The organism is Streptomyces sp. NPDC004838 (assembly GCF_053600955.1).
In genome coordinates this window covers 1-21,855 of record NZ_JBSGAW010000008.1, presented here as the reverse complement: position 1 = coordinate 21,855, position 21,855 = coordinate 1, and the positions used below count along the sequence as shown (strand labels likewise).

Annotated in this window: 17 protein-coding genes; 5 read left to right on the top strand and 12 right to left on the bottom strand. The window is 70.3% G+C overall.

The window, feature by feature from the left end; genetic code table 11:
* Window positions 1-11 precede the first annotated feature (11 nt).
* Window positions 12-1,442, top strand: a complete 1,431-nt coding sequence (locus tag ACWEFL_RS11400; protein ID WP_451710473.1) for a nickel/cobalt transporter — start codon at window positions 12-14, stop codon at window positions 1,440-1,442.
* A 169-nt stretch (window positions 1,443-1,611) separates the two neighbouring features.
* Here the strand turns inward: ACWEFL_RS11400 and ACWEFL_RS11395 are convergent, their stop codons facing one another.
* Both ACWEFL_RS11395 and ACWEFL_RS11390 read right to left on the bottom strand, forming a co-directional pair.
* Window positions 1,612-2,148 (bottom strand): alkyl hydroperoxide reductase, encoded by a 537-nt coding sequence (locus ACWEFL_RS11395; RefSeq protein ID WP_451710471.1) that lies wholly within the window; start codon window positions 2,146-2,148, stop codon window positions 1,612-1,614.
* Window positions 2,149-2,151: 3 nt separating this feature from the next.
* The gene (locus ACWEFL_RS11390; protein WP_451710469.1) at window positions 2,152-2,706 is read right to left on the bottom strand and encodes a peroxiredoxin; all 555 of its coding nucleotides are present in this window, start codon (window positions 2,704-2,706) and stop codon (window positions 2,152-2,154) included.
* 490 nt (window positions 2,707-3,196) lie between these two features.
* Here ACWEFL_RS11390 and ACWEFL_RS11385 point away from each other — a divergent pair, with 490 nt between their 5' ends.
* Window positions 3,197-4,201 carry a LysR substrate-binding domain-containing protein gene (locus ACWEFL_RS11385; protein WP_451710467.1) on the top strand — a complete coding sequence of 335 codons (1,005 nt, stop codon included), beginning with the start codon at window positions 3,197-3,199 and terminating at the stop codon, window positions 4,199-4,201.
* 173 nt (window positions 4,202-4,374) lie between these two features.
* Here the strand turns inward: ACWEFL_RS11385 and ACWEFL_RS11380 are convergent, their stop codons facing one another.
* The 5 genes from ACWEFL_RS11380 to ACWEFL_RS11360 all read right to left on the bottom strand — a co-directional run bounded on the left by ACWEFL_RS11380 (window position 4,375) and on the right by ACWEFL_RS11360 (window position 9,360).
* Window positions 4,375-6,678, bottom strand: coding sequence for an ABC transporter permease (locus ACWEFL_RS11380; RefSeq protein ID WP_451710825.1), 2,304 nt, complete (start codon window positions 6,676-6,678; stop codon window positions 4,375-4,377).
* 95 nt (window positions 6,679-6,773) lie between these two features.
* Window positions 6,774-7,460, bottom strand: a complete 687-nt coding sequence (locus tag ACWEFL_RS11375) for an ABC transporter ATP-binding protein (RefSeq protein WP_451710465.1) — start codon at window positions 7,458-7,460, stop codon at window positions 6,774-6,776.
* Window positions 7,457-7,981 (bottom strand): PadR family transcriptional regulator, encoded by a 525-nt coding sequence (locus tag ACWEFL_RS11370; RefSeq protein WP_451710463.1) that lies wholly within the window; start codon window positions 7,979-7,981, stop codon window positions 7,457-7,459. Before ACWEFL_RS11370 ends, ACWEFL_RS11375 begins: the two co-directional genes overlap by 4 nt.
* A gap of 240 nt (window positions 7,982-8,221) precedes the next feature.
* The gene (locus ACWEFL_RS11365) at window positions 8,222-8,521 is read right to left on the bottom strand and encodes a hypothetical protein (protein WP_451710824.1); all 300 of its coding nucleotides are present in this window, start codon (window positions 8,519-8,521) and stop codon (window positions 8,222-8,224) included.
* The gene (locus tag ACWEFL_RS11360) at window positions 8,467-9,360 is read right to left on the bottom strand and encodes an SPFH domain-containing protein (RefSeq protein WP_451710822.1); all 894 of its coding nucleotides are present in this window, start codon (window positions 9,358-9,360) and stop codon (window positions 8,467-8,469) included. The genes ACWEFL_RS11365 and ACWEFL_RS11360 overlap by 55 nt, the downstream gene beginning before the upstream one ends.
* Window positions 9,361-9,701: 341 nt before the next feature.
* Here ACWEFL_RS11360 and ACWEFL_RS11355 point away from each other — a divergent pair, with 341 nt between their 5' ends.
* Window positions 9,702-11,906, top strand: a complete 2,205-nt coding sequence (locus ACWEFL_RS11355; RefSeq protein WP_451710820.1) for a transglycosylase domain-containing protein — start codon at window positions 9,702-9,704, stop codon at window positions 11,904-11,906.
* Window positions 11,907-12,086: 180 nt separating this feature from the next.
* Here ACWEFL_RS11355 and ACWEFL_RS11350 read toward each other — a convergent pair whose 3' ends face one another.
* The 5 genes from ACWEFL_RS11350 to ACWEFL_RS11330 all read right to left on the bottom strand — a co-directional run bounded on the left by ACWEFL_RS11350 (window position 12,087) and on the right by ACWEFL_RS11330 (window position 20,222).
* Window positions 12,087-13,568: a catalase gene (locus ACWEFL_RS11350; protein WP_451710461.1), complete on the bottom strand. Its 1,482-nt coding sequence runs from the start codon at window positions 13,566-13,568 to the stop codon at window positions 12,087-12,089.
* 173 nt (window positions 13,569-13,741) lie between these two features.
* Window positions 13,742-15,610 (bottom strand): SpoIIE family protein phosphatase, encoded by a 1,869-nt coding sequence (locus ACWEFL_RS11345; protein WP_451710459.1) that lies wholly within the window; start codon window positions 15,608-15,610, stop codon window positions 13,742-13,744.
* Between the two features lie 501 nt (window positions 15,611-16,111).
* Window positions 16,112-16,789, bottom strand: coding sequence for a cytidylyl-2-hydroxypropylphosphonate hydrolase (fomD, locus tag ACWEFL_RS11340; protein WP_451710457.1), 678 nt, complete (start codon window positions 16,787-16,789; stop codon window positions 16,112-16,114).
* A gap of 92 nt (window positions 16,790-16,881) precedes the next feature.
* The gene (locus ACWEFL_RS11335) at window positions 16,882-18,276 is read right to left on the bottom strand and encodes a class II fumarate hydratase (protein WP_451710455.1); all 1,395 of its coding nucleotides are present in this window, start codon (window positions 18,274-18,276) and stop codon (window positions 16,882-16,884) included.
* A gap of 230 nt (window positions 18,277-18,506) precedes the next feature.
* Window positions 18,507-20,222: a fumarate hydratase gene (locus ACWEFL_RS11330; protein ID WP_451710453.1), complete on the bottom strand. Its 1,716-nt coding sequence runs from the start codon at window positions 20,220-20,222 to the stop codon at window positions 18,507-18,509.
* Between the two features lie 320 nt (window positions 20,223-20,542).
* Between ACWEFL_RS11330 and ACWEFL_RS11325 the strand changes: the two genes are divergently transcribed.
* Together ACWEFL_RS11325 and ACWEFL_RS11320 are read left to right on the top strand one after the other, a co-directional pair.
* Window positions 20,543-21,223: a DUF1707 SHOCT-like domain-containing protein gene (locus ACWEFL_RS11325; RefSeq protein ID WP_451710451.1), complete on the top strand. Its 681-nt coding sequence runs from the start codon at window positions 20,543-20,545 to the stop codon at window positions 21,221-21,223.
* 153 nt (window positions 21,224-21,376) lie between these two features.
* Window positions 21,377-21,724, top strand: coding sequence for a WhiB family transcriptional regulator (locus ACWEFL_RS11320; protein ID WP_451710449.1), 348 nt, complete (start codon window positions 21,377-21,379; stop codon window positions 21,722-21,724).
* The last annotated feature ends 131 nt before the right edge of the window (window positions 21,725-21,855 follow it).

The following is a 21,855-nucleotide window of genomic DNA, read 5'->3' as shown; positions in this document are numbered from 1 at the left end:
GCGGCACCACCGTGCGATCACTGCGCACCGGGGTGCTGCTCCTGCTGACCGCCGTCTCCGCGCTGCTGTTCGGCAGCGCGGAGACGGCGCAGGCGCAGCAGCCCTCACACCCCTTCGGCACCCCGCCCGTGGTACGGATCGAGGCGCACGGCACCACCGTCGACGCGGCCTGGTCCGCGCAGGCGGACGACGTCGCCGTACTGAAGCGGCAGCCGGACGGCTATCTCCGCTCCCATCTCGTCGTACGCCAGGACGGGCAGACCTGCCGGGTGGAGCGGGCGGACGGCCTGGAGCTTCGCTTCGTCTGCCCCCGGCCGGTCGAAGAGATCGAACTGACGGTCACCGCGCTCACGGACGTCAACCCCGCCTACCGGACGCTGTCGGTGACCGACGACGGAGGCGGCGGCCTGCACACGGCCCAGGAGCCCACGCGCACCCTGGCACTCGACGCGACCGCGGCGGACTCCGCTTCCGGGGCGGGCGGTTCGGGCTGGGCCTGGACCACGGATCTGACCTCGCTGCTCGACCATGGGGCGGCCCTTCCCGTGGCGCTGCTGATCTCGGCGGCCGTCGGGGCGCTGCACGCGTGCGCACCGGGGCACGGCAAGTCCCTGGCGGCGGGCTATCTGGTGGGAGGCCGGGGGCGTCCGCGTGACGCGGTCTGGCTCGGCGGGATCGTGGCGGTCATGCACACGCTCTCCGTGGCCGTCCTGGCGGTGGGCTGGTGGCTGGCGGCGAGCAGCGCGCCGGACATCGAGGAGCTGACCGGCTGGCTGCAACTGCTGGCGGCGCTGGTGGTGGCGGGGGTGGGGGTGAGCCTGCTGCGGAGGCATCTGAGGCAGCGGAACCACCCTCACGGGCATGCTCCCGCCCAGGCTCCCGCTCCGGTCGAGGCCCATGCCCACGCAGGGGGCCACGGCCACGCGCCCGACCCAGCGCACGGTCAGGGCCACGCGCACGGTCAGGGCCACGCGCACGGTCAGGGCCACGCGCACGGTCAGGGCCACGCGCACGGTCAGGGCCATGCCCATACCCATGCCCACACTCATACGCATGACCACGGCCACGGCCACCACGGTCACAGCCACCACATTCCCGACGCCCAGTCGCTGCTGACCTGGCGCGGGCTGCTGGTACTCGGCATGTCGGGCGGTCTGCTGCCCTCGCCTTCGGCCTTCCTCGTCCTGCTGACGGGTCTGCTGACCGGCAAGGTCGCGATCGCGCTCGCCATGGTGGCGGCCTTCGGCGCCGGGATGGCGCTGACGCTGACGGGAGTCGGTCTGGTCGTCCTGCGCGGCCGGGACGCCCTGCTCGACCGCTTCTCCCGCTCGACCGCGCTGCGCACCTGGGCGCTCCGGGTGCCGCTGATCGCGGCCACGGGCGTCGTGGTGGGCGGGACGGTGGCGTCGCTGCTCGCGGCGGGCAGGCTGCTGGCGTCCTGAGACCGGACCCGAGGCCGGACCCGAGGCCGGACCCGAGGCCGGACCCGAGACCGGACCCGAAGACCCGCCGTACCGGCGGACACACGGCCGAGGGCCCCGTACGGCGAGCACATGCCGTACGGGGCCCTCGGGCTGGTACGCGTTCTGGCGGGTACGCGTGGTGACCGGCTCAGCCGTTCAGCACGGCCTCGGCGTCGAGCGTGGTGCCGACCGCCTGGACGACGGAGGCGACCTTGAACGCCTCCTGGACCGTCTCACGGTCCACCCCGGCCTTGCGGAGCACCTGCTCGTGAGAGTCGAGGCACTGCCCGCAGCCGTTGACCGCGGAGACCGCGAGCGACCAGAGCTCGAAGTCGACCTTCTCCACACCCGGATTGCCGATGACGTTCATCCGCAGACCGGCGCGGATCGTCCCGTACTCCGGGTCGGAGAGCAGATGCCGGGTCCGGTAGAAGACGTTGTTCATCGCCATGACGGCCGCGGCCGACTTGGCGGCGTTGTACGCCTCCGGGGAGAGGTTCGCCTTCGCCTCGGGCTCCAGCTCACGGAGCACGATGGCGCTCCGCGAGGCGATCGCGGTGGCGAGGACCGTGCCCCACAGCTGCTGCTGCGTGAGCTTGTCGTTGTTGCCGATGACGGAGCCGAGGTTGAGCTTCAGGTCCTTGGCGTAGTCCGGTACGGCGGACTTCAGCGAGTCGAGCGACACAGGTCACTCACCGGCCAGCAGCGCGACCGGGTCCAGGGTGTTCTCGCCCTTGTTCCAGTTGCAAGGGCACAGCTCGTCGGTCTGCAGGGCGTCCAGAACCCGCAGGACCTCCTTGGGGTTACGGCCCACGGAGCCGGCGGTCACCATGGTGAACTGGATCTCGTTGTTCGGGTCCACGATGAAGACGGCGCGCTGCGCGAAGCCGTCCTCGCCCTCGATGCCGAGGTCGCGCATCAGCTCGTGCTTCGAGTCGGCCATCATCGGGAAGGGCAGGTCACGCAGGTCGTCGTGGTCCTTGCGCCAGGCGTGGTGCACGAACTCCGAGTCACCGGAGAAGCCGAGGATCTGCGCGTCACGGTCGGCGAACTCGTCGTTCAGCTTGCCGAAGGCGGCGATCTCGGTGGGGCAGACGAAGGTGAAGTCCTTCGGCCACGCGAAGACGACCCTCCACTTGCCCTCGTAGGACTTGTGGTCGATGACCTCGAACTCCTTGCCGCTCTCCAGGGAGACGCAGGCAGTCAGCTCGTAGGTGGGGAACTGGTCGCCGACAGTGAGCACGGTGTTACTCCAAGGTGCAATGAGGGATTGGACAAATGCACCATGTCATGTCGTTGATCGCGGGTGAAATTGATCAATGTGGTCAATGTGATCCGGTGAATCGATCAATCGCCGGGTCGCGGTGGCCGCGGCCGTGTGCGGTGGTCGGCCGCACCGGAGCGGCGGCCCGGACCCGTGCCGATCATCGCCGATGATCCCGGCCGCGGGGAAGGCCGGAACGCGCCCCGCCCGCCGTGGCCTTGGGTGCGGGCCGTGCCCGCACGGCGCGATGGGGCGGTGTCCCGGTGTCCCGGTGTCCCGGTGTCCCGGTGTCCCGGTGTCCCGGTGTCCCGGTGTCCCGGTGTCCCGGTGTCCCGGTGTCCCGGAGTCGGGGTCGTCCGCTGTGCGGAGTCCGGCCCGAGCGTCCCATGTGCCCTCCTGTCCTCCCCCCGGTCCGAAGCGACCGAGGCCGTCGATTAAAGTCGGCCGTATTGATCGGAGGAAGGCATCAATGGCCGCGATGAACAGGGCCAAACAGCCCAGCCTCACCCAGCTGCGCGCCTTCGCCGCCGTGGCCGAGCATCTGCACTTCCGGGATGCCGCCGCCGCGATCGGGATGAGTCAGCCCGCGCTCTCCGGGGCCGTCTCCGCGCTGGAGGACGTGCTCGGCGTACAGCTGCTGGAGCGTACGACCCGCAAGGTGCTGCTCTCCCCGGCCGGTGAGCGGCTCGCGCAGCGCGCCCGGACCGTGCTGGAGGCCGTGGGGGAACTGATGGAGGAGGCCGAGACGGTGCGCGCGCCCTTCACCGGGGTGCTCAGGCTCGGGGTGATCCCCACCGTCGCGCCCTATCTGCTGCCGACCGTGTTGCGGCTGGTGCACCGCGCCTATCCGGAGCTGAACCTTCAGGTGTACGAGGAGCAGACGGCGTCCCTGCTGGACGGCCTTGCGGCCGGGCGGCTGGATCTGCTGCTGCTGGCCGTGCCGCTCGGTGTGCACGGCGTCACCGAACTTCCGCTGTTCGAAGAGGACTTCGTTCTGGTCACCCCGGAGGACCACCGGCTCGGCGGGTGCGAGGGGATTCCCCGCGAGGCGCTGCGGGAGCTGCCGCTGCTCCTGCTGAACGAGGGGCACTGCCTGCGTGACCAGGCGCTCGACGTCTGCCGGGAGGCCGGGCGACGGGACGCGCCCGTGACCACGACCGCCGCCGGGCTCTCCACGCTGATCCAGCTCGTCGCCGGCGGGCTCGGAGTGACCCTGCTGCCCCGGACCGCCATGGCGGTGGAGACCCCGCGCGGTGGCGGACTGCTGACCGGGTACTTCGCGGAGCCCGCGCCCACCCGGCGGGTCGCCCTGGCCATGCGGACCGGTGCGGCGCGCGGTCCGGAGTACGAGGAGCTGGCCGACGCCCTGCGCGGCGAACTGGCCGCGCTCCCGGTGCGTGTGACGCCCCGGCACCGGGGCGGCCTGGGGGAGGGCCCGCCTCGGGTACCGGGGAGCGACCGGTCACCGGCCTGACCCGCCGGCGGACCGCGGTAGTCCGCCGACGGACCGATCTGTCCCTGCCGACGGGCCGCCGCAATCCGCCGAGCGGCCCGGCCCGGCCGGCCCGACCTCCCGAGCGGGGCCGCCCGCCCGTCCCCGCCGAAACCGGCCGGCCCCGCGGGCCCGACGCGTACCTCGCCCGGCGGCTACTCCGTACGCAGACCGTCCGGCCGCATCAGTCTCAGCAGCGCCGGCAGGGCGATCGCCGTCACCAGGAGCACGACCCCCGTGCCGATACCCGTCATCGTCAGCACGCCCATCCAGTCCACCCGCACACCCGTCTGCACCATGGTCAGCAGCACCGCTCCCATGCCCAGGCCCACGAGCACGGAGAGTGCCAGGCCCAGACCGATCGGGAGGACCGCCTGCCACAGCACGGACAGGCACAGGGTGCGGCGGCGGGTACCGAAGGCGATCAGGGCCGACAGCAGTTTCCTCCGCTCACGCAACTGCTCCAGCTGGGAGACCAGCAGACTCGCCCCGATCAGCAGCAGCACACAGGTCGCGCCGACGAACAGCGCCGTACGAACGGCGTCGAAGCGCGTGGCGACCTCCGTCCTCACCAGGACCTGGGGGTCGGCGAGCACATCGGACCGCGCCGCGGCGTTCCGCACCAGCTCGTGCACCTCCGGTACCGACGAGTCGACCTTCACGTACACCCTGCCCATGAGTGCGGACCTCGCTCCCTCCGGCAGGGCGCCCGGCGTGGCGAGCAGGCCGCCGCGCTCATTTCCGGACGGGTCCCTGGCCCCCTTGGCCTCCTTGAGGCCCCGCGGCAGCCGCCAGGCGAGATCCGAGCCCCCGGCCCCGGCCGAGTCCGGTTCGATGTACAGCGTCCGCCCGGGTTTCGCCTGGTCGCGGCTGTACGTCCCCATCTGGCCGTCGCCGATGAAGAAGACGTCTCCGTCCCGGCAGGAGGGCAGCTTCGCCACCTCCCGCAGGGCCGCGCAGGTGCCGACGGCGAGTTCCAGCGGGCCCGAGTCCTCGGGCTCCGACTTCCCCGGACCCACGTTGCCCAGGGAGAGCGCGGTGGTCCCGGTCACCCCCTTGACGGCGGCCAGATCGCGGTCCAGGTCCTGGAGCGACACGGTCCGGTCGGTCCGCACCGCGAACTGCGCCCGCGACGGGTCCTGGCCCGTGAACTTGGTGTAGTCGTTCTCGACCCCCGCGAAGAGCATCTGGATGGCGATGGCCCCGGCGACCGCGACCGCGATGCCGTTGACCGTCCGGGCCGCCGTACCGCTGCTCATCTGGAGCCTTCGCACGGCGAGCTGCCAGGACACCGGGCCCCCGCTGAGCCGCATCACCACGGCTTCCACCACCCAGGGCAGCAGCGCCGTGACCCCCACGAGCAGCATGACCGTGCCGCCGACGACCATCCAGACGCTGAAGTACCCGTCGTCCCGGCCCTGACCGATCATCGGAGTGAGCAGCCCGAGACCGAGCAGCGGCACCAGCAGCCGCCACCACAGCCTGCGGCGCCGGGGCTTCGCCGTACGGACCACGCCGAGCGGCTCGATGACGACCCCGCGCAGGGCGAAAAGCGTCACCCCGACGGCGGCGGCCGGGACCAGGACGGCCACCAGGAGGACCAGCAGGGGGGCCGGGTTCAGGTCGCCGGGGAAGACGCTGATGTCGAAGAACTCCAGGCGTGCCGAGAGAGCGCGCGCCGGGACGAAGATCCCGGCTCCGACGAGCAGACCGAGCAGCGCTCCGGCCAGTGACTCGCCCGCCGCGATCCGGCGGGTCATCCGGCTGTCCGCGCCGACCAGCCGCAGGGCGGCCAGCCTGCGGTCCCGCCGTTCGCCTCCGAACCGCACCGCCGTGCCGATGAACACCGCCACCGGCGTCAACAGCACGACGAAGGTCGTCAGGACGAGCAGCGTCAGCACGGGGTCCAGCGGTTCCCGCTCGACGGTCGTGCCGAAGGAGGCGATCCGCTCGACCTCGCCGGACGAGAGGTTCGCCTCGCTCAGGGCGGCGTGCCCCGCGTAGTAGGCCAGTTCGCCCGGACCCAGCAACCCCTCGTCGGCGATGACGCCGGTGATCCTGAAGGGCAGCCGCTCACGGAGCAGCGCCCCCTCACCGGAAGCGAGCAGCTTCTTCAGGGCGGGCGAGACGACCATCTCGCCGTCACCGGGGTACGCCTTCAGACCCGGCGGAACCTCCGCGCGCGGCCCGTCCGGCTTGAGCAGGCGCCCGCGTATGTCGTGGTCATGGAAGGAGGTGTCCGCCTTGGCGACGATGACGGTGTCGTCCGCTTTGGGGGTGACGATGGACGTGAACGTGAGGTCCTTGCGGTCGTTCTCACGGTCATCGCGCGCCGCGAGGGCGCTCGGCAGCGCCGTCGTCAGCAGCAGCAGCGACACGCCGAGCCCGACGCCGACGGCGGTGAGCAGCGTGCGGATCCAGTTCTCCCGGCCGCCCATGACGGCGAACCGGAACCCCATGGCCAGATCTTTGACCAGGCGTCCCCCGCCCCTGGGCGGAGGTGTCCGCACGGGGGAGTTCACCGGGTCCGTCGGCGGAACTCGGGTGCCGGTGTTCATACGGCCCGCTCCGTATCCCGTGACCTGCCGTCGCGTACGACGATCTCGCGGTCGGAGTAGGCGGCGACCCGGGGCTCGTGCGTGACCAGGACGACGGCCGCGTTCGTGGAGCGGGCCGCCTCCGTCAGCAGTTCCATCACGCGCTCGCCGTTGAGGGAGTCCAGCGCTCCGGTCGGCTCGTCCGCGAACAGCACGCGCGGGCTCGTGACCAGGGAACGGGCTACCGCGACCCGCTGGCCCTGGCCGCCGGAGACCTCGCCGGGGCGCTTGGCCCACACATCGTCGACCTCGAGGCGTTCCATCCAGCTCAGCGCGGCCCGCTCGGCGTCCTTGCGGCGCGTGCCGCTGAGCCGCAGCGGCAGTGCCACGTTCTCGACGCAGCTCAGTTCGGGCACCAGTTGGCCGAACTGGAAGACGAAGCCGAACTCGCCGCGGCGCAGCGCGCTGCGCTCGGAGTCGTTCATCCCGCTCATCTCGCGGCCCTGGTAGGTGATCGAGCCCGAGTCGGGCGTCACGATCCCGGCGAGGCAGTGCAGCAGCGTGGACTTGCCGGAGCCCGAGGGACCCATCACGGCGACGACCTCGCCGGGGTGGATCGAGAACTCCGCGCCGTCGAGCGCGGCGGTGGGACCGTACGACTTGCGCAGCTCCGTGGCGACCAGCAGAGAACCGGCGGGGGTCATGGGCGCACCTCCTGGGCGAGCTTGTCGAGGCGTGCCGCCGTCAGTTCCAGCCATCGGAGGTCGGCTTCGAGATGGAACAGCGCGTGGTCGCAGATGAGGTGGTCGGCGAGGTCGCCCTGCCGTTTGCGCTCGGTGAGCGTCCGCATCAGCCGCAGATGCTCCGCCCGCTGGGCGTCCAGCAGCTCCTCGGCGCTGCGGCCGGTCAGCAGGGCGAGGACGACCTTGGTGTAGAGGACCGACTGGAGGTACGGCTCCGGCTTCTCCGGCTGTGCGAGCCACCGTGCGACATCGGTGATCCCGGCGTCGGTGATGGCGTACCGCTTGCGCTCGGGACCGCCGCCGGCCTCGATGCCGTCGACCGCGACGAGACCGTTCTTCAGGAGCCGGGACATCGTCGAGTAGACCTGGCCGTAGTGCAGGGGCCGGTCATGACCGAATTTCTCGTCGAAGGCCCGCTTGAGGTCGTAGCCATGACGGGGGCCGGATTCGAGGAGCCCCAGGAGTGTGTGACCGATGGACATGAGCCCACTATACATAGTGCGTATACATCGTGTGTATAGCTCGACGGCGGAACCCGCTGAAGGTCCTGACAAGGGAGAACGCGCTGGTCAGAAGAGCCGGAAGGGTGGTGTACCGGGCAGAGCCGCCCAGGCGCCCGAAGTCCCCGCGGCGGGGAGCCGTGGAGCGCCGCGGGGTCCGCGCCCCGAAAGGACCGCGGACCCCAGGGCCCTGCGCGGCCGCCTATCGCGCCGACCCGCCGCCTACCGCGCCGACCCGCTGCCCGGAGGCGGCTCGTCGGAGGGCGGTTTCGGCCGCGGCGGCCGACCCCGCTTGGCGATCGGCCGCACGCCTCCCGGCAGCCGCCCCGACTCCGCCAGAGCGCGCCGGAGCAGGAACTCGATCTGCGCGTTCGCGCTGCGCAGCTCGTCCGACGCCCACCGGGCCAGCGCCTCGTACACCGCCGGGTCCAGCCTCAGCAGCACCTGTTTGCGCTCGGGCTGGGGCGTCACTGGTAGAGCGTGCCCGTGTTGAGAACCGGCTGCGCGGCGCGGTCCCCGCAGAGCACCACCATCAGATTGGAGACCATCGCGGCCTTGCGCTCGGAGTCCAGTTCCACGATGCCCTCCTCGGTGATACGGGAGATCGCGGCCTCGACCATGCCGACCGCGCCCTCCACGATCAGCTTGCGGGCCGCCACGACCGCGCCGGCCTGCTGGCGCTGGAGCATCGCCGAGGCGATCTCGGGGGCGTACGCGAGATGGGTGAAGCGGGATTCGACGATATGGACGCCGGCCGCGTCGACACGGGCCCGCAGCTCGATCGCCAGCTTCTCGGTGATCTCCTCGGCGTCGCCCCGCAGGGACAGCCCGTCCTCGTCGTGGGCGTCGTACGGGTACTCGATCGCGATATGGCGTACGGCCGCCTCGGTCTGGGTGGAGACGAACTCCAGGAAGTCGTCCACCTCGAACAGCGCCCTCGCGGTGTCCTCGACCTTCCAGACGACGACCGCCGCCAGCTCGATCGGATTGCCGTAGGCGTCGTTGACCTTCAGCACCGCGGTCTCGTGGTTCCGCACCCGCGTCGAGATCTTCTCCCGTGAGGTGAGCGGGTTGACCCAGCGCAGCCCGTCGGTGCGGATCGTGCCCCGGTAGCGGCCGAAGAGCTGTACGACCCGCGCTTCGCCGGGCGCGACCATGTTCAGTCCGCACATGGCGAAGAACGCGCAGACCGCCAGCAGGATGCCGCCTGTGATCAAGATCGCTTTCGCGCCGCCCGACTCCGCTGTCGTCGCGGCCACGATCAGTACGGTGCCGACCCCGCAGCCCAGCAGCCCCAGCAGCAGCGCGAGACCGCCGCCAATGCTGTGAGCTGGGAATTCGCGTACGCCAGGCGTCGGCATCACCGGTATGTCGTCCGTGGTGGCTGGGGTTGTGGTGGTGTCTGTTCCGGGCACGATCGCCCCCCGTCCTCGTGGAGAAATCCGGTCGGCGCACCCCGTCGGGGCCACGTCGACCTGCTAGCAATGTGATTACACATTACAGCGGATGGCAACCCTCCGGGCTTCTCGTGAGTCGGTTCCAGGGAGCGGGGTGCTGATTGTCACGTCCGGAACGGCCGGATGAGTGAACCTTTGTCACAGCAAGTGGTGTTAGTTTTCTGAGCTGCTCGTGGTCGGCTTCCCCGGTCGGAGCCGACCGCGGACGGAACCTTGAAGAAGCGATGAGCGGAGCGGGACGAGCGATGGGCCGAGCCGAGGAGCGACGAGCACGGCAGCGCGGGGCGCGCCGGGCGAACAAGACCAAGCCCACGGGCATACGGCGCTTCTTCACCTGGAAGAAGATGCTGGGTACCTTCCTCGGCCTCTGCCTGCTCGTCCTGGGCGCGTTCTTCGTGATCTATCTGATCGTGCCCGTGCCGTCGGCCAACGCCCAGGCCGAGATGCAGAGCAACGTCTACAAGTACAGCGACGGCAAGATCCTGGCGCGCACCGGCAAGATCAACCGCGAGATCGTCGGACTGGAGAAGATCCCCCGGGACGTCCAGTACGCCTTCGTCGCCGCGGAGAACAAGAGCTTCTTCAAGGACGGCGGGATCGACTTCAAGGGCACCACGCGCGGGTTGATCAACACCGTGTCCGGCAAGGGCAAGCAGGGCGGCTCGACCATCACCCAGCAGTACGTCAAGAACTACTACCTGGACCAGGACCAGACGATCACCCGCAAGCTCAAGGAACTGGTGATCTCCCTCAAGGTCGACCAGAAGAAGAGCAAGCAGGACATCCTCGCCGGGTACATGAACACCAGTTACTACGGGCGCGGCGCGTACGGCATCCAGGCGGCGGCCCAGGCGTACTACCGCGTGGACGCGGACCAGCTCACCCTCGCCCAGGGCGCGTATCTCGCGGCACTGCTCCAGGCCCCGAACCAGTACGACTGGGCGATCGCCACGGAGACCGGCAAGAAGCTGGCGACCGACCGCTGGGGCTACACGCTGAACAACATGGTCGAGGAGGGCTGGCTGGAGGACTCCGTCCGCGACGGACTCACGTTCCCCGAGCCCAAGCCGCCCAAGCCGGCCCCCGGCATGGAGGGCCAGACCGGCTATCTCGTCGAGGCGGCCAACGCCGAACTCGCACGCCAGGGCGTCGGCGAGGAGGACATCAAGGCCGGCGGCTGGACCATCACCCTCACCGTCGACTCCAAGCGCCAGCAGGCTCTTCAGAAGGCCGTCGAGCAGCAGCTGGAGGCGAAGCTCGACCGCAAGGACGACAAGCAGGACGCCACCGTGCAGGCCGGTGCCACCTCCGTCGACCCCGAGACCGGTGAGGTCGTCGCCCTCTACGGCGGTGTCGGCGCCACCGAGCACTGGCTGTCCAACGCCACCCGCCGCGACTACCAGCCCGCCTCCACCTTCAAGCCGATCGTGCTCGCCTCCGCGCTGGAGAACGAGGCCAAGACGCAGGACGGCCGGCCGATCAACCTCAACACCGACTACGACGGCACCAGCAAGCGACCGGTCCAGGGCAGCGACACCCCGTTCGCGCCCGAGAACGAGGACGATCAGGACTACGGCAAGTCGATCACCGTCCAGAAGGCGACCAACAGCTCGGTCAACTCCGTCTACGCTCAGATGATCGTGGACGTCGGCTCCTCCGAGACGAAGAAGACCGCGCTCGACCTCGGAATGAAGGACGGCGACGGCTGGCCCGAGCGGCCCGCCATGTCGCTCGGCACGATGGGCGCCTCCACCTGGGACATGGCCGGGGTGTACGCGACGCTGGACAACCACGGCAAGAAGGTCACCCCGACCATCGTGAAGTCCGCGGAGCACCGGTCCCGCAAGGCCGAGCTGGCGGACCCCATCGGCGGTCAGGCGATCAGCCGCGGCACGGCCGACACCGTGACCGCCGCGCTGCAGGGCGTCGTACAGGCGGGCTCCGGCCGGAACGCGGCCGGCGACTACCAGGCGGCCGGCAAGACCGGCACCTCGGAGAACAACCGGTCGGCGTGGTACGTGGGATACACGCCCCAGCTCGTCACCGCGGTCGCCCTCTTCGGCGAGGAGCCCGACGGCACCGGACAGGTCACCCTCACCGACACCGTCAATCCGGGCCGTATCAACGGCGGCGGCGTTCCCGCGAGGATCTGGAAGGCGTACACCTCCGGCGCGCTCGGCGCTGACGCCGAGGCGACCTTCGACCTGGAGGTCAAGGAGCCCGCGAGGGACGAGCCGGACCCGACGCCCTCCACCTCGACCAGCCCGTCGCCGAGCCCGAGCCGGTCGAAGGAGCCGGAAGACCGGCCGTCGTCCCCGAAGCCGAGCGACAAGCCCTCGACGCCGAGCAGGCCGACTCCGTCGCAGAGCAGCTCCGAACCGAGTCAGTCGACGAGCAGCAGCGGATCGTCCGATCCGGCCGCGCCGAATCTCCCCAACGAGCAGCAGTGACCGGGCGAGAGCCGGTCCGCTGACAGCGGCGCCCGCGGCCCCGAAGGGCGCCGCGGGCACCGCCTGACCGCTCGCTCCGGACCCTCACCGCCGCGGCGGGCCCGGAGCGAGCGGTCAGGCGCGAGCGGTCAGGTGCGAGCGGTCAGGTGCCAACGGAGGCCGACGGCGGAACGGGCGCGCTCAGGCGCCGTTCATCTTGTTGGCGATCCGGTCGCCGATCTTCTTGTCGATGTTGCGCCAGTACTGGATCGCCCGGTCGACGATCGGCCGGGACACGCCCTGGCTCAGATGCCCGGAGACATTGGAGACCAGCCGGTCACGGGCCGCGTCGTCGAGCACCTCGCGTACCTGGGTGCCCGCCTGACCCCAGTCGTCGTCCTCGCGGTGCAGCTTGTACGCCTCGCGCACCATCTCGCCCGCGCTCGCCCAGCCCGCGATCTCACCGAACCGCGACACATCGGCCGCCGGGCCGCCGAACGAGTTCGGCGCGTACGGCATCGCCGTATTGGAGGGCTCGTACCGCATCGGGCCGTCCTTGGCGTACGAGTTCACACCCGAGTGCGGCCGGTTGGGCGGCAGCTGCGCGTAGTTCGGGCCGATCCGGTAGCGGTGCGTGTCCGGGTACGAGAACAGCCTGCCCAGCAGCATCTTGTCCGGAGAGGGGCCGATGCCCGGAACCAGGTTCGACGGCTCGAAGGCGGCCTGCTCGATGTGGACGAAGTAGTTGTCCGGGTTCCTGTTCAGCGTCATCCGGCCGACGTCGATCAGGGGATAGTCGCCGTGCGGCCACACCTTGGTCAGGTCGAACGGGTTGAAGCGGTAGTCCGGCGCGTCCTCGAACGGCATGATCTGGACCTTGAGGCTCCAGCTCGGCGCGTCCCCCGACTCGATGGACTCGTACAGATCCCGGCGGTGCAGGTCACCGTCGGTCCCGGCCAGCTCATCGGCCTGCGCCTGGGTCAGGAAGTCGACGCCCTGGTCCGTCTTGAAGTGGTACTTCACCCAGAACCGCTCACCGCCGCCGTTCACCCACATATAGGTGTGCGAGCTGTAGCCGTTCATGAAGCGGTACGACTTCGGGATCCCGCGGTCGCCCATCAGCCAGGTGACCTGGTGGGCGGTCTCGGGGGAGAGGGTCCAGAAATCCCACTGCATCTCGTTGTTCCGCAGCCCCGTCGCCGGGTGCCGCTTCTGCGAGCGGATGAAGTCCTGGAACTTCTGGGGGTCACGGACGAAGAAGATCGGCGTGTTGTTGCCGACCATGTCGTAGTTGCCGTAGTCCGTGTAGAACTTCAGCGCGAAGCCGCGGGGGTCGCGCCAGGTGTCGGGGGAGCCCTGCTCGCCCGCGACCGTCGAGAAGCGGGCCAGCATCTCGGTGCGCCTGCCCGGCTGGAAGAGGTCGGCCTTGGTGAACTGGCTGACGTCATGGGTGACTTCGAAGAAGCCGTACGCGCCCGCTCCCTTCGCGTGCACCACCCGTTCGGGGACCCGTTCACGGTTGAACTGGGCCATCTTCTCGATCAGGTAGTGATCGTGGAGCAGGATCGGGCCGTCGGGACTCACGGTGAGCGAGTGTTCGTCGCTCTCCACCGGAACACCGGCGTTGTTCGTCGTATAAGGAGTCTTCGGGGCTACGGGAGCCCGATGCGCTGACTCGGTCACGAGCGTCCTCCCGTCCAAATGAATGTGGGGGATCCAACCGGGACGAGATCGTTCCGGTTGGATGGGTCGCTTCGGCCGCCGTGTGGCCCAGTCAACTCCGCCGACGTCGTGTCGGCAACACGTGAACGGTCTTCCGGTCTCCAGCCCCTGGTTACCCGACGGTAGGAGACGGGTCACGGACGGGTGGACAGCTCGAACCAGACGACCTTTCCGCTGGAGAGCCGCGTGGCCCCCCACCGCCTGGCCAGCCGGTTCACCAGGAAGAGCCCGCGTCCGCCCTCGTCGGTGTCCCGCGCCTTCCGCTGCCGGGGCAGCTGCGGAGAGTCATCGCCCACCTCGCACCGCAGTACGTCCGTACGGAGCAGCCGCAGCGTCACCGGGCGCTCCGCGTACCGCACCGCATTGGTCACCACCTCGCTGACCAGCAGCTCCACCGAGTCGCTCAGCTCCTCCAGACCCCAGCGGGCCAGCGCGCGCCGGGCGAGCCGGCGGGCCCGGCCCGGAGCCGCGTCCTCCGGGTCCAGGAACCAGTAGGCGACGTCACTCGGCGCGATCCCGTCGAAACGGGCCGCGAGAAGCGCGATGTCGTCGTCCCGGTCGCCGGGGCCGAGCATGTCCAGCACGTCGTCGCAGAGCGCCTCCAGCGGAGGCGAGTGGTCCGGTCCGGTGAGCTGGGCCGTCGCCGCGAGCCGCTCCCGAAGCTGCTCTATCCCGGTCCAGACGTCCCGCAGCCGGGACTCCACCAGACCGTCCGTGTAGAGCAGCAGGGTCGCACCGGCCGGCGCGTCCAGCTCCACGGCCTCGAAGTCCACCCCGCCCACGCCGATGGGCGCGCCCGGCGGCACGCGCAGCACCTCGGCCCGCCCGCCCAGATGGAGCAGGATCGGCGGCGGGTGGCCCGCGTTGGCGATGGTGATCCGGTGCGACACCGGGTCGTACACCGCGTACATGCAGGTCGCCATGCGGTCGGTGCCGAGCCGCTGGGCCTGCTCGTCCAGATGGTGGAGCACCTCCTGCGGAGGCAGATCCAGCCCGGCCAGGGTCTGCGCGGTGGTGCGGAGCTGGCCCATGATCGCGGCGGACGTCATCGAGTGGCCCATGACATCGCCGACCACCAGCGCGACCCGGCTGCCGGGCAGCGGGATGGCGTCGTACCAGTCGCCGCCGACCCGCGCGGTCTCGGCCGCGGGCAGATAGCGCGAGGCCAGCCGCACCCCGGTCGGCTGCGGCAGCGAGTCCGGCAGCATGGTGCGCTGTAGCTCGTCCGCGATATACGCCTCACGGCCGTACAGCACCGCTTTGTCGATGCCCAGCGCGGTGTGCGTCGCGAGCTGGGCCGCGACCAGCAGATCGTTCGGCTCGAAGGCGGTCCGGTCGGGCCGCCGCAGGAAGACGGCGGCGCCGATCACCCGCCGCCGTCCGCGCAGCGGAGCGAGGATGGCGCGGTGCCCGTTCGGTACGGTACGGTCCGCGCCCAGCAGCTCGGGCAGGGCGGCACGGGCCGCCGCCGAGTCACCGAAGACCGGCCGCACCCCGCGCAGCACCTCCGAGAGCGCACCGCTCGGGCGCACCTCGCACGTCTCGGCAGCCGGAGTCAGCTCGTTGTGCTGGTCGATGACCGGAAGCACACCCATCCCGCCGAACTCCGTGCCGTCCTCTGCTAAACGCAGCCTGTCCGTGCGGCGCAGCCGCAACAGGAACGGCGAGACGGGGCGCTCGTCGCCCACCGGCAGGGGATCGCGCAGATAGACGAGGATCGCGTCGGAGAACGTCGGCACAGTCGCCCGGCAGAGCCCGAGCACGATCTCGTCGAGGTCGATGCCACGCGCGATCCTGCGGGTCGCGGCGCCCACGAAACGCAGCCGGTCGCCCTCGCGCCTCGCCGTGCCGGCGAGATCCTGCGCCCCGCCGCCCGGACCGCCCGGACCGTTGGGCGTCGCCACGGTGGATGGCCCGGCCGACTCCGCCCGCGGCCGGGTGCGTTCCTGCGACCGGGCAGCCAAGGGCTGCCGGCCTTCGTGGGAGGTGGGCTGCTCCGTCACGCGTGGGCTTCCGTCCGTCTGGGCCGGGTGTGCGATGCGTACGCCTCGTAAGGCGGTGTACCCGCTCTGCTGGTGGCGTCGTCAGGGTGGCAGGCATCCGGCACGGCTCCACCCCCTAGTAGTGACTCGTGATGACTTACGGTCAGGTCCTGCGCTGCGCTCAATAGTTACCGAAGAGTTGTCGAACGGCGAGCCTTGCGGACGACGATCCTACGTTTGCCCCCAGGGGGCGCATCAAGAGTCTCACGACGTCCTGTGCGCCGGAGTGCGTTCTTGGACCGGAGTCAGACATTCTGCGGAAGTGAACGCCTTCACATATGGGCTCCCACCCGCACATCTGCGTGCTCAGACGGGTATTCGTGCCTCCTTCGGCACGCGGGACCACGCTCGCCCCTTGTTGACCGGAGGGCCGGACGGTCCCTCCGAGGCCCAGGGCGCCGCTCCGGCGCATCCGGACGGTCTCGGACGTCTTCTGAGCGCGCAGACACCCCTCCAGCGCTCTCAGGACGCCATTCGCGCGGGCGTGCGCCCCCAGTCGACGGGCAGTTCGGGCACCTGCCAGCCAGGATCGGGCCGCCAGCTCTCCCAGCCGTCCGAAAAAGGGGAGCCCCACGCCCGGATGACCTCCACGGCGGCCCGGCCCGCCTCCCGTACCCGCTCGGCCTTCCGGGCGTCCATCAGGCCCACCCGCTGGGCCTGGTCGAACTCGTCCTCGTCCAGCAGCTGCCAACTCCGGTCGGGGTGCACGGAGATGTCCAGAAAGTGATCCTCGGAGTCGATGCCGCCGGCCCACCGGGTGCGCGGCTCCTCCAGATTCACGTACCAGCTCCTGAACTGCCAGCCGGCGTTCCAGAACAGCCAGACCGACCACGGCTCGCCCGGCCGCGCGAGCTTGAGCACCCCCGAACCGAACCAGCGGTCGCGGACGACCGTGCGCGGGGCCGTGTAGCGGGTCGCGAGGGGCTGTTCGTGGACGGGGGTGCCGTCCACGAGTACCGGCTTCACACATTCCGTGCCCGGAGCCATCCACACCGCGAGCAGATCGGCCGTGTCCTGGACGACGGTCACGGGACGGCAGATCTGGAGGCCGTGCCCCACCGGGTCCGGGACATGATCACGGTAGCGCCAGAGGATATGGTCGCCGGGCTGCCAGGGTTCACCGCGTTCCGTGCCTGTCATGAGCGGATTTTAGTAGGACAGCCCTCTTGCCGCTCAGTCATATCGGCCACGGCCGTGTCGCCCGGCGCGGGTCCGCGCCGGGCGAGTGGGAGTCAGGGGCGGGTCATCCGCAGGACGTCCAGCGCCTCGTCCAGCTGCTCCAGCGTCAGATCGCCGCGCTCCACATAGCCGGACTCCACCACCACCTCGCGGATCGTCTTCCGCTCGGCCAGCGACTTCTTGGCGACCTTCGCGGCCTCCTCGTACCCGATGTACTTGTTCAGCGGGGTGACGACGGACGGAGAGGACTCGGCGTACTCCCTGGCGCGCTCGACATGCGCCGTGACGCCGTCGACCGTACGGTCCGCGAGCAGCCGGGAGGCCGACGCCAGCAGCCGGATCGACTCCAGCAGATTCCGGGCGATCACCGGGAGCATCACGTTCAGCTCGAAGTTCCCGGCCGCGCCGGCCACCGCGACCGTGGTGTCGTTGCCCGTCACCTGCGCGGCCACCATCAGCACGGCCTCCGGGATCACCGGGTTGACCTTGCCCGGCATGATCGAGGAACCGGGCTGGAGGTCGGGAAGGCTGATCTCGGCGAGGCCCGTGCGGGGACCGCTCGACATCCAGCGCAGATCGTTGGCGATCTTGGTGAGCGATACGGCGATGGTCCGCAGCTGGCCGGAGGTCTCCACCAGGCCGTCCCGCGCGCCCTGCGCCTCGAAGTGGTCGCGCGCCTCCGTCAACGGCAGCCCGGTCGCACGGGCGACCTCCGCGATCACGGCGGCCGAGAAGCCGCGCGGCGTGTTGATCCCGGTGCCCACCGCCGTACCGCCGAGCGGGAGTTCGGCCAGCCGGGGAAGGGACGCCTCCAGCCGCTCCACGCCGTACCGGACCTGGGCGGCGTATCCGCCGAACTCCTGGCCCAGCGTCACCGGCGTGGCGTCCATCAGATGCGTACGGCCGGACTTGACGACCTCCGCGAACTCGGCGGACTTGCGCTCCAGCGCGGCGGCGAGATGGCCCAGGGCCGGGATCAGATCGGCCGTGACCGCCGCGGTCGCCGCGATGTGGATCGAGGACGGGAAGACGTCGTTGGACGACTGCGAGGCGTTCACATGGTCATTGGGGTGGACCGGGCGGCCCAGCCGCTCGGTGGCGAGCGTCGCCAGCACCTCGTTGACGTTCATGTTCGACGAGGTGCCCGAGCCGGTCTGGAAGACGTCCACCGGAAAGTGCTCGTCCCAGCGCCCCTCGGCGACCTCCGCGGCGGCGGCGGCGATCGCGTCCGCGATGTCCTCGTCGAGCACTCCCAGCTCGGCGTTGACCCGCGCGGCGGCGCCCTTGACCCGGGCCAGGGCCTCGATATGCGCCCGTTCGAGCCGCTGCCCCGACACCGGGAAGTTCTCCACGGCCCGCTGCGTCTGCGCCCGCCACTTGGCGTGCGCGGGCACCCGCACCTCCCCCATGGAGTCGTGCTCGATCCGGTAGCCGTCGGGGGTGCTCATCGGTGTCGTGCCTCCTGCGCTGAGCCGATCCGTGCCTGTCCGGTGGGGCCGGGACCACAGGGCCGAGACCCCGCTTTCCAGCTGTGACCCCACCGTCCAGATGAGCACAAATCCGGCCGCGCCTATTCCCGACCGGGCCTGTTGCCGACCGGGCCTGTTCCCGGCCGGGACGAACGGGAGGACCGGGACGGCCGGGAGGAACTCCCCTCCGGGCGGGAATCAGCCGCGGGCTACCCGAGCCCCGGCCCCCTGACCGGGATCGATGTGAACGTCGGAGCCGGAGCCGGCTCGGTGAAGAAGTCGTTCCCCTTGTCGTCCACGACGATGAACGCGGGGAAGTCCTCGACCTCGATCCGCCACACCGCCTCCATCCCCAGCTCCTCGTACTCCACGACCTCGACCTTCTTGATGCAGTCCTGCGCCAGCCGCGCCGCGGGACCGCCGATCGAGCCGAGGTAGAAGCCGCCGTGCGTGCCGCACGCCTCGGTCACCTGCCGGGACCGGTTGCCCTTCGCCAGCATCACCTTGGAGCCGCCCGCGGCCTGGAACTGCTCGACGTAGGAGTCCATCCGCCCGGCCGTCGTGGGGCCGAACGAACCGGACGCGTACCCCTCTGGGGTCTTCGCGGGACCCGCGTAGTACACCGGGTGGTCCTTCAGGTACTGCGGCATCTCCTCGCCCGCGTCCAGCCGCTCCTTGATCTTCGCGTGCGCGATGTCACGCGCCACGACCAGCGGACCGGTCAACGAGAGCCGCGTCTTGACCGGGTACTTGGTCAACTCGGCGAGTACGTCGTCCATCGGACGGTTGAGATCGATCCGCACGACGCCATCGGCAACGCCGACGCCCTCGACCCCGTCCTCGGAGAGGTCCTTGTCCGTCGTCTCCGGCAGGAACCGCGCCGGGTCGGTCTCCAGCTGCTCAAGGAAGACCCCCTCCGCCGTGATCTTCGCGACCGCCTGGCGGTCCGCCGAACACGACACCGCGATGGCGACCGGCAGGGACGCGCCGTGCCGCGGCAGCCGCACCACCCGTACGTCGTGGCAGAAGTACTTGCCGCCGAACTGCGCGCCGATGCCGATCCGCTGCGTCAGCTCGAAGACCTTCTCCTCCAGCTCCTTGTCCCGGAAGCCGTGACCGGTGGGGGAGCCCTCGGTGGGCAGCTCGTCGAGATAGTGCGCGGAGGCGTACTTCGCGGTCTTCAGCGCGAACTCCGCCGAGGTGCCGCCGACGACGATCGCCAGGTGATACGGCGGACACGCGGCCGTGCCGAGCGAGCGGATCTTCTCCTCCAGGAACGTCATCATCGACGTCTCGTTCAGGACCGCCTTGGTCTCCTGGTAGAGGAAGGACTTGTTGGCCGAGCCGCCGCCCTTGGCCATGAAGAGGAACTTGTACGCGCCGCCGTCGGTCGCGTACAGCTCGATCTGCGCCGGAAGGTTGGAGCCCGTGTTCTTCTCCTCCCACATGGTCAGCGGAGCCATCTGGGAGTAGCGGAGATTGAGCTTGGTGTACGCGTCGAAGACGCCCCGCGACAGGGCCTCCTCGTCGCCGCCCTCGGTGAGGACGTTCTGCCCCCGCTTGCCCATCACGATCGCCGTGCCGGTGTCCTGGCACATCGGGAGGACGCCGGCGGCCGCGATGTTCGCGTTCTTCAGCAGATCGAGCGCGACGAACTTGTCGTTCGGCGACGCCTGCGGGTCGTCCACGATGCGCCGCAGCTGAGCGAGGTGCGCGGGCCGCAGATAGTGCGAGATGTCGTGCATGGCCTCGGCGGCGAGCTTGCGCAGCGCTTCCGGCTCGACCCTGAGGAACGTACGGCCGTCGGCCTCGAAGGTGGAGACGCCTTCGGCGGTCACCAGCCGGTAGGGCGTGGTGTCCTCTCCCAGGGGGAGCAGATCGGTGTACGTAAACGCAGGGCTGGATTGGCGGGACACAGGGGGCATTGCGGCCATTCCTCACTCGGCAGACTTCGCGGACCCGGCGGACAGCGGCGCGGCCTCCAGCGTAGAACGCGCCCGGTCGGCGGAGTCTGTGAGGTAAGGCTCAGTAGAGCGGGGGGCTGGTGGGCGGGGTGGGGGCCAGGCAGGGCTGGGGTGATGTACGGGCGGGGTGTGTCGGCGAGGGGCCGGGGCCGCGGGGCGCGTAGCGGGGTGGGTCCGGGCCGGAGTGGAGCGTGTGGGGCGCGGGGTGAGGGCGCGTGCGGTGGCCCTGACCGGAGTGTTGCCCCTAGTCGCGATCTATCGCGTTTAGCTACCCTGGCTCCGTGGACCTCGAAAAGCAGCCCCAGAAGCCTGCCGTTCCCGCGGAGCGCGACACCGTATCCCGGCCCTCCGACGCCATCCGCGCGTCGGACGCCGACCGCGACCGGATCGCCGACATTCTCCGGGACGCCCTGGCGGAGGGCCGACTGGACGCCGAGGAGCACTCCGAGCGGATCGACGCCGTCTACCGGGCCAAGACCCTGGGCGAACTCCAGCCCATCGTCCAGGACCTGCCGGCCGCGTCCGCCAAAAGCGCCGAGCCCGACTCCTACGCCTACGGGCCCGAAGCGCAGGCCGGCCCCGCCGAGAACGTCGTGGCCGTCTTCTCCAGCTCCGTCCGCAAGGGGCGCTGGAGCATCGGCCGCCGCACCAACGCCTTCGCGCTCTTCGGATCCGTCGAGATCGATCTCACCGAAGCGCTCTTCCAGCAGCGGGTGACAGTGATCAACGCGACTTCCGTCTTCGGCAACGTCGAAGTCCGCGTCCCCGAGAACATCACCCTCCGCGGCAGCGGGAACGGCTTTTTCGGCAACTTCGAGATTCGCGCTCTGGAAGCCGGCAACCCCGAAGCCCCGGTCGTCGTCATCAACGGATCCTCGTTTTTCGGCAATGTCGAGGCCCGGCCCAAGCGCGGACGGCGGGTCTCGGACCTCCACAACCGCCTGCGCAAACACCTGGGCTGACGACTCGGGCGCGGGTCGACTTTCGGCCACGAGCCACGGTGGGCGGTTTCGCTACGCCTGAGTTCGGTGCCACTCAGTGAATAGGAGTGCGCACAGCGGGTAGGGAGTGCTGCATCGTCTCTCGCTCGCGAAGCCGTCGTCAGGAGTAGACCCGTGCTGCAACTGCCGTACCAGTCCTTGCAGGTGGCCGCCGTACCGACCCAGCGAACACCCGCTCGGGAAGACCAGGACGGACCCTGGCATGCGGAGGCGGTGTGCCGTCGGGACGAGGCCGGGCTGTTCTTCGCCCCGTCGAAGGAGCCCACGGCGGCGCGGCTGTCGCGCGAGGAGGCGGCGAAGCGGGTCTGCGCCCGCTGCCCCGTGATGGTCGAATGCCGCGAACACGCCCTGCTCCAGCCCGAGCCCTACGGCGTCTGGGGCGGCCTCACCGCCGCCGAACGCCGCGTGGTCCTCGCGAGGCGCAGGCGGCGCGAGGTGGAGGCCAAACAGTCGGCGGCGTAGTTTTTGTGGCTCGGTTCTGCCCCGGACGCCGTCCGGGGCGAGCGGCTCGCCGAACTCGGTGTGACCGTACTCCAAGGCCCCGGTGCGGAGGTGACGGAGGTGACGCGCGATGCCGTCCGGCTCGGCGACGG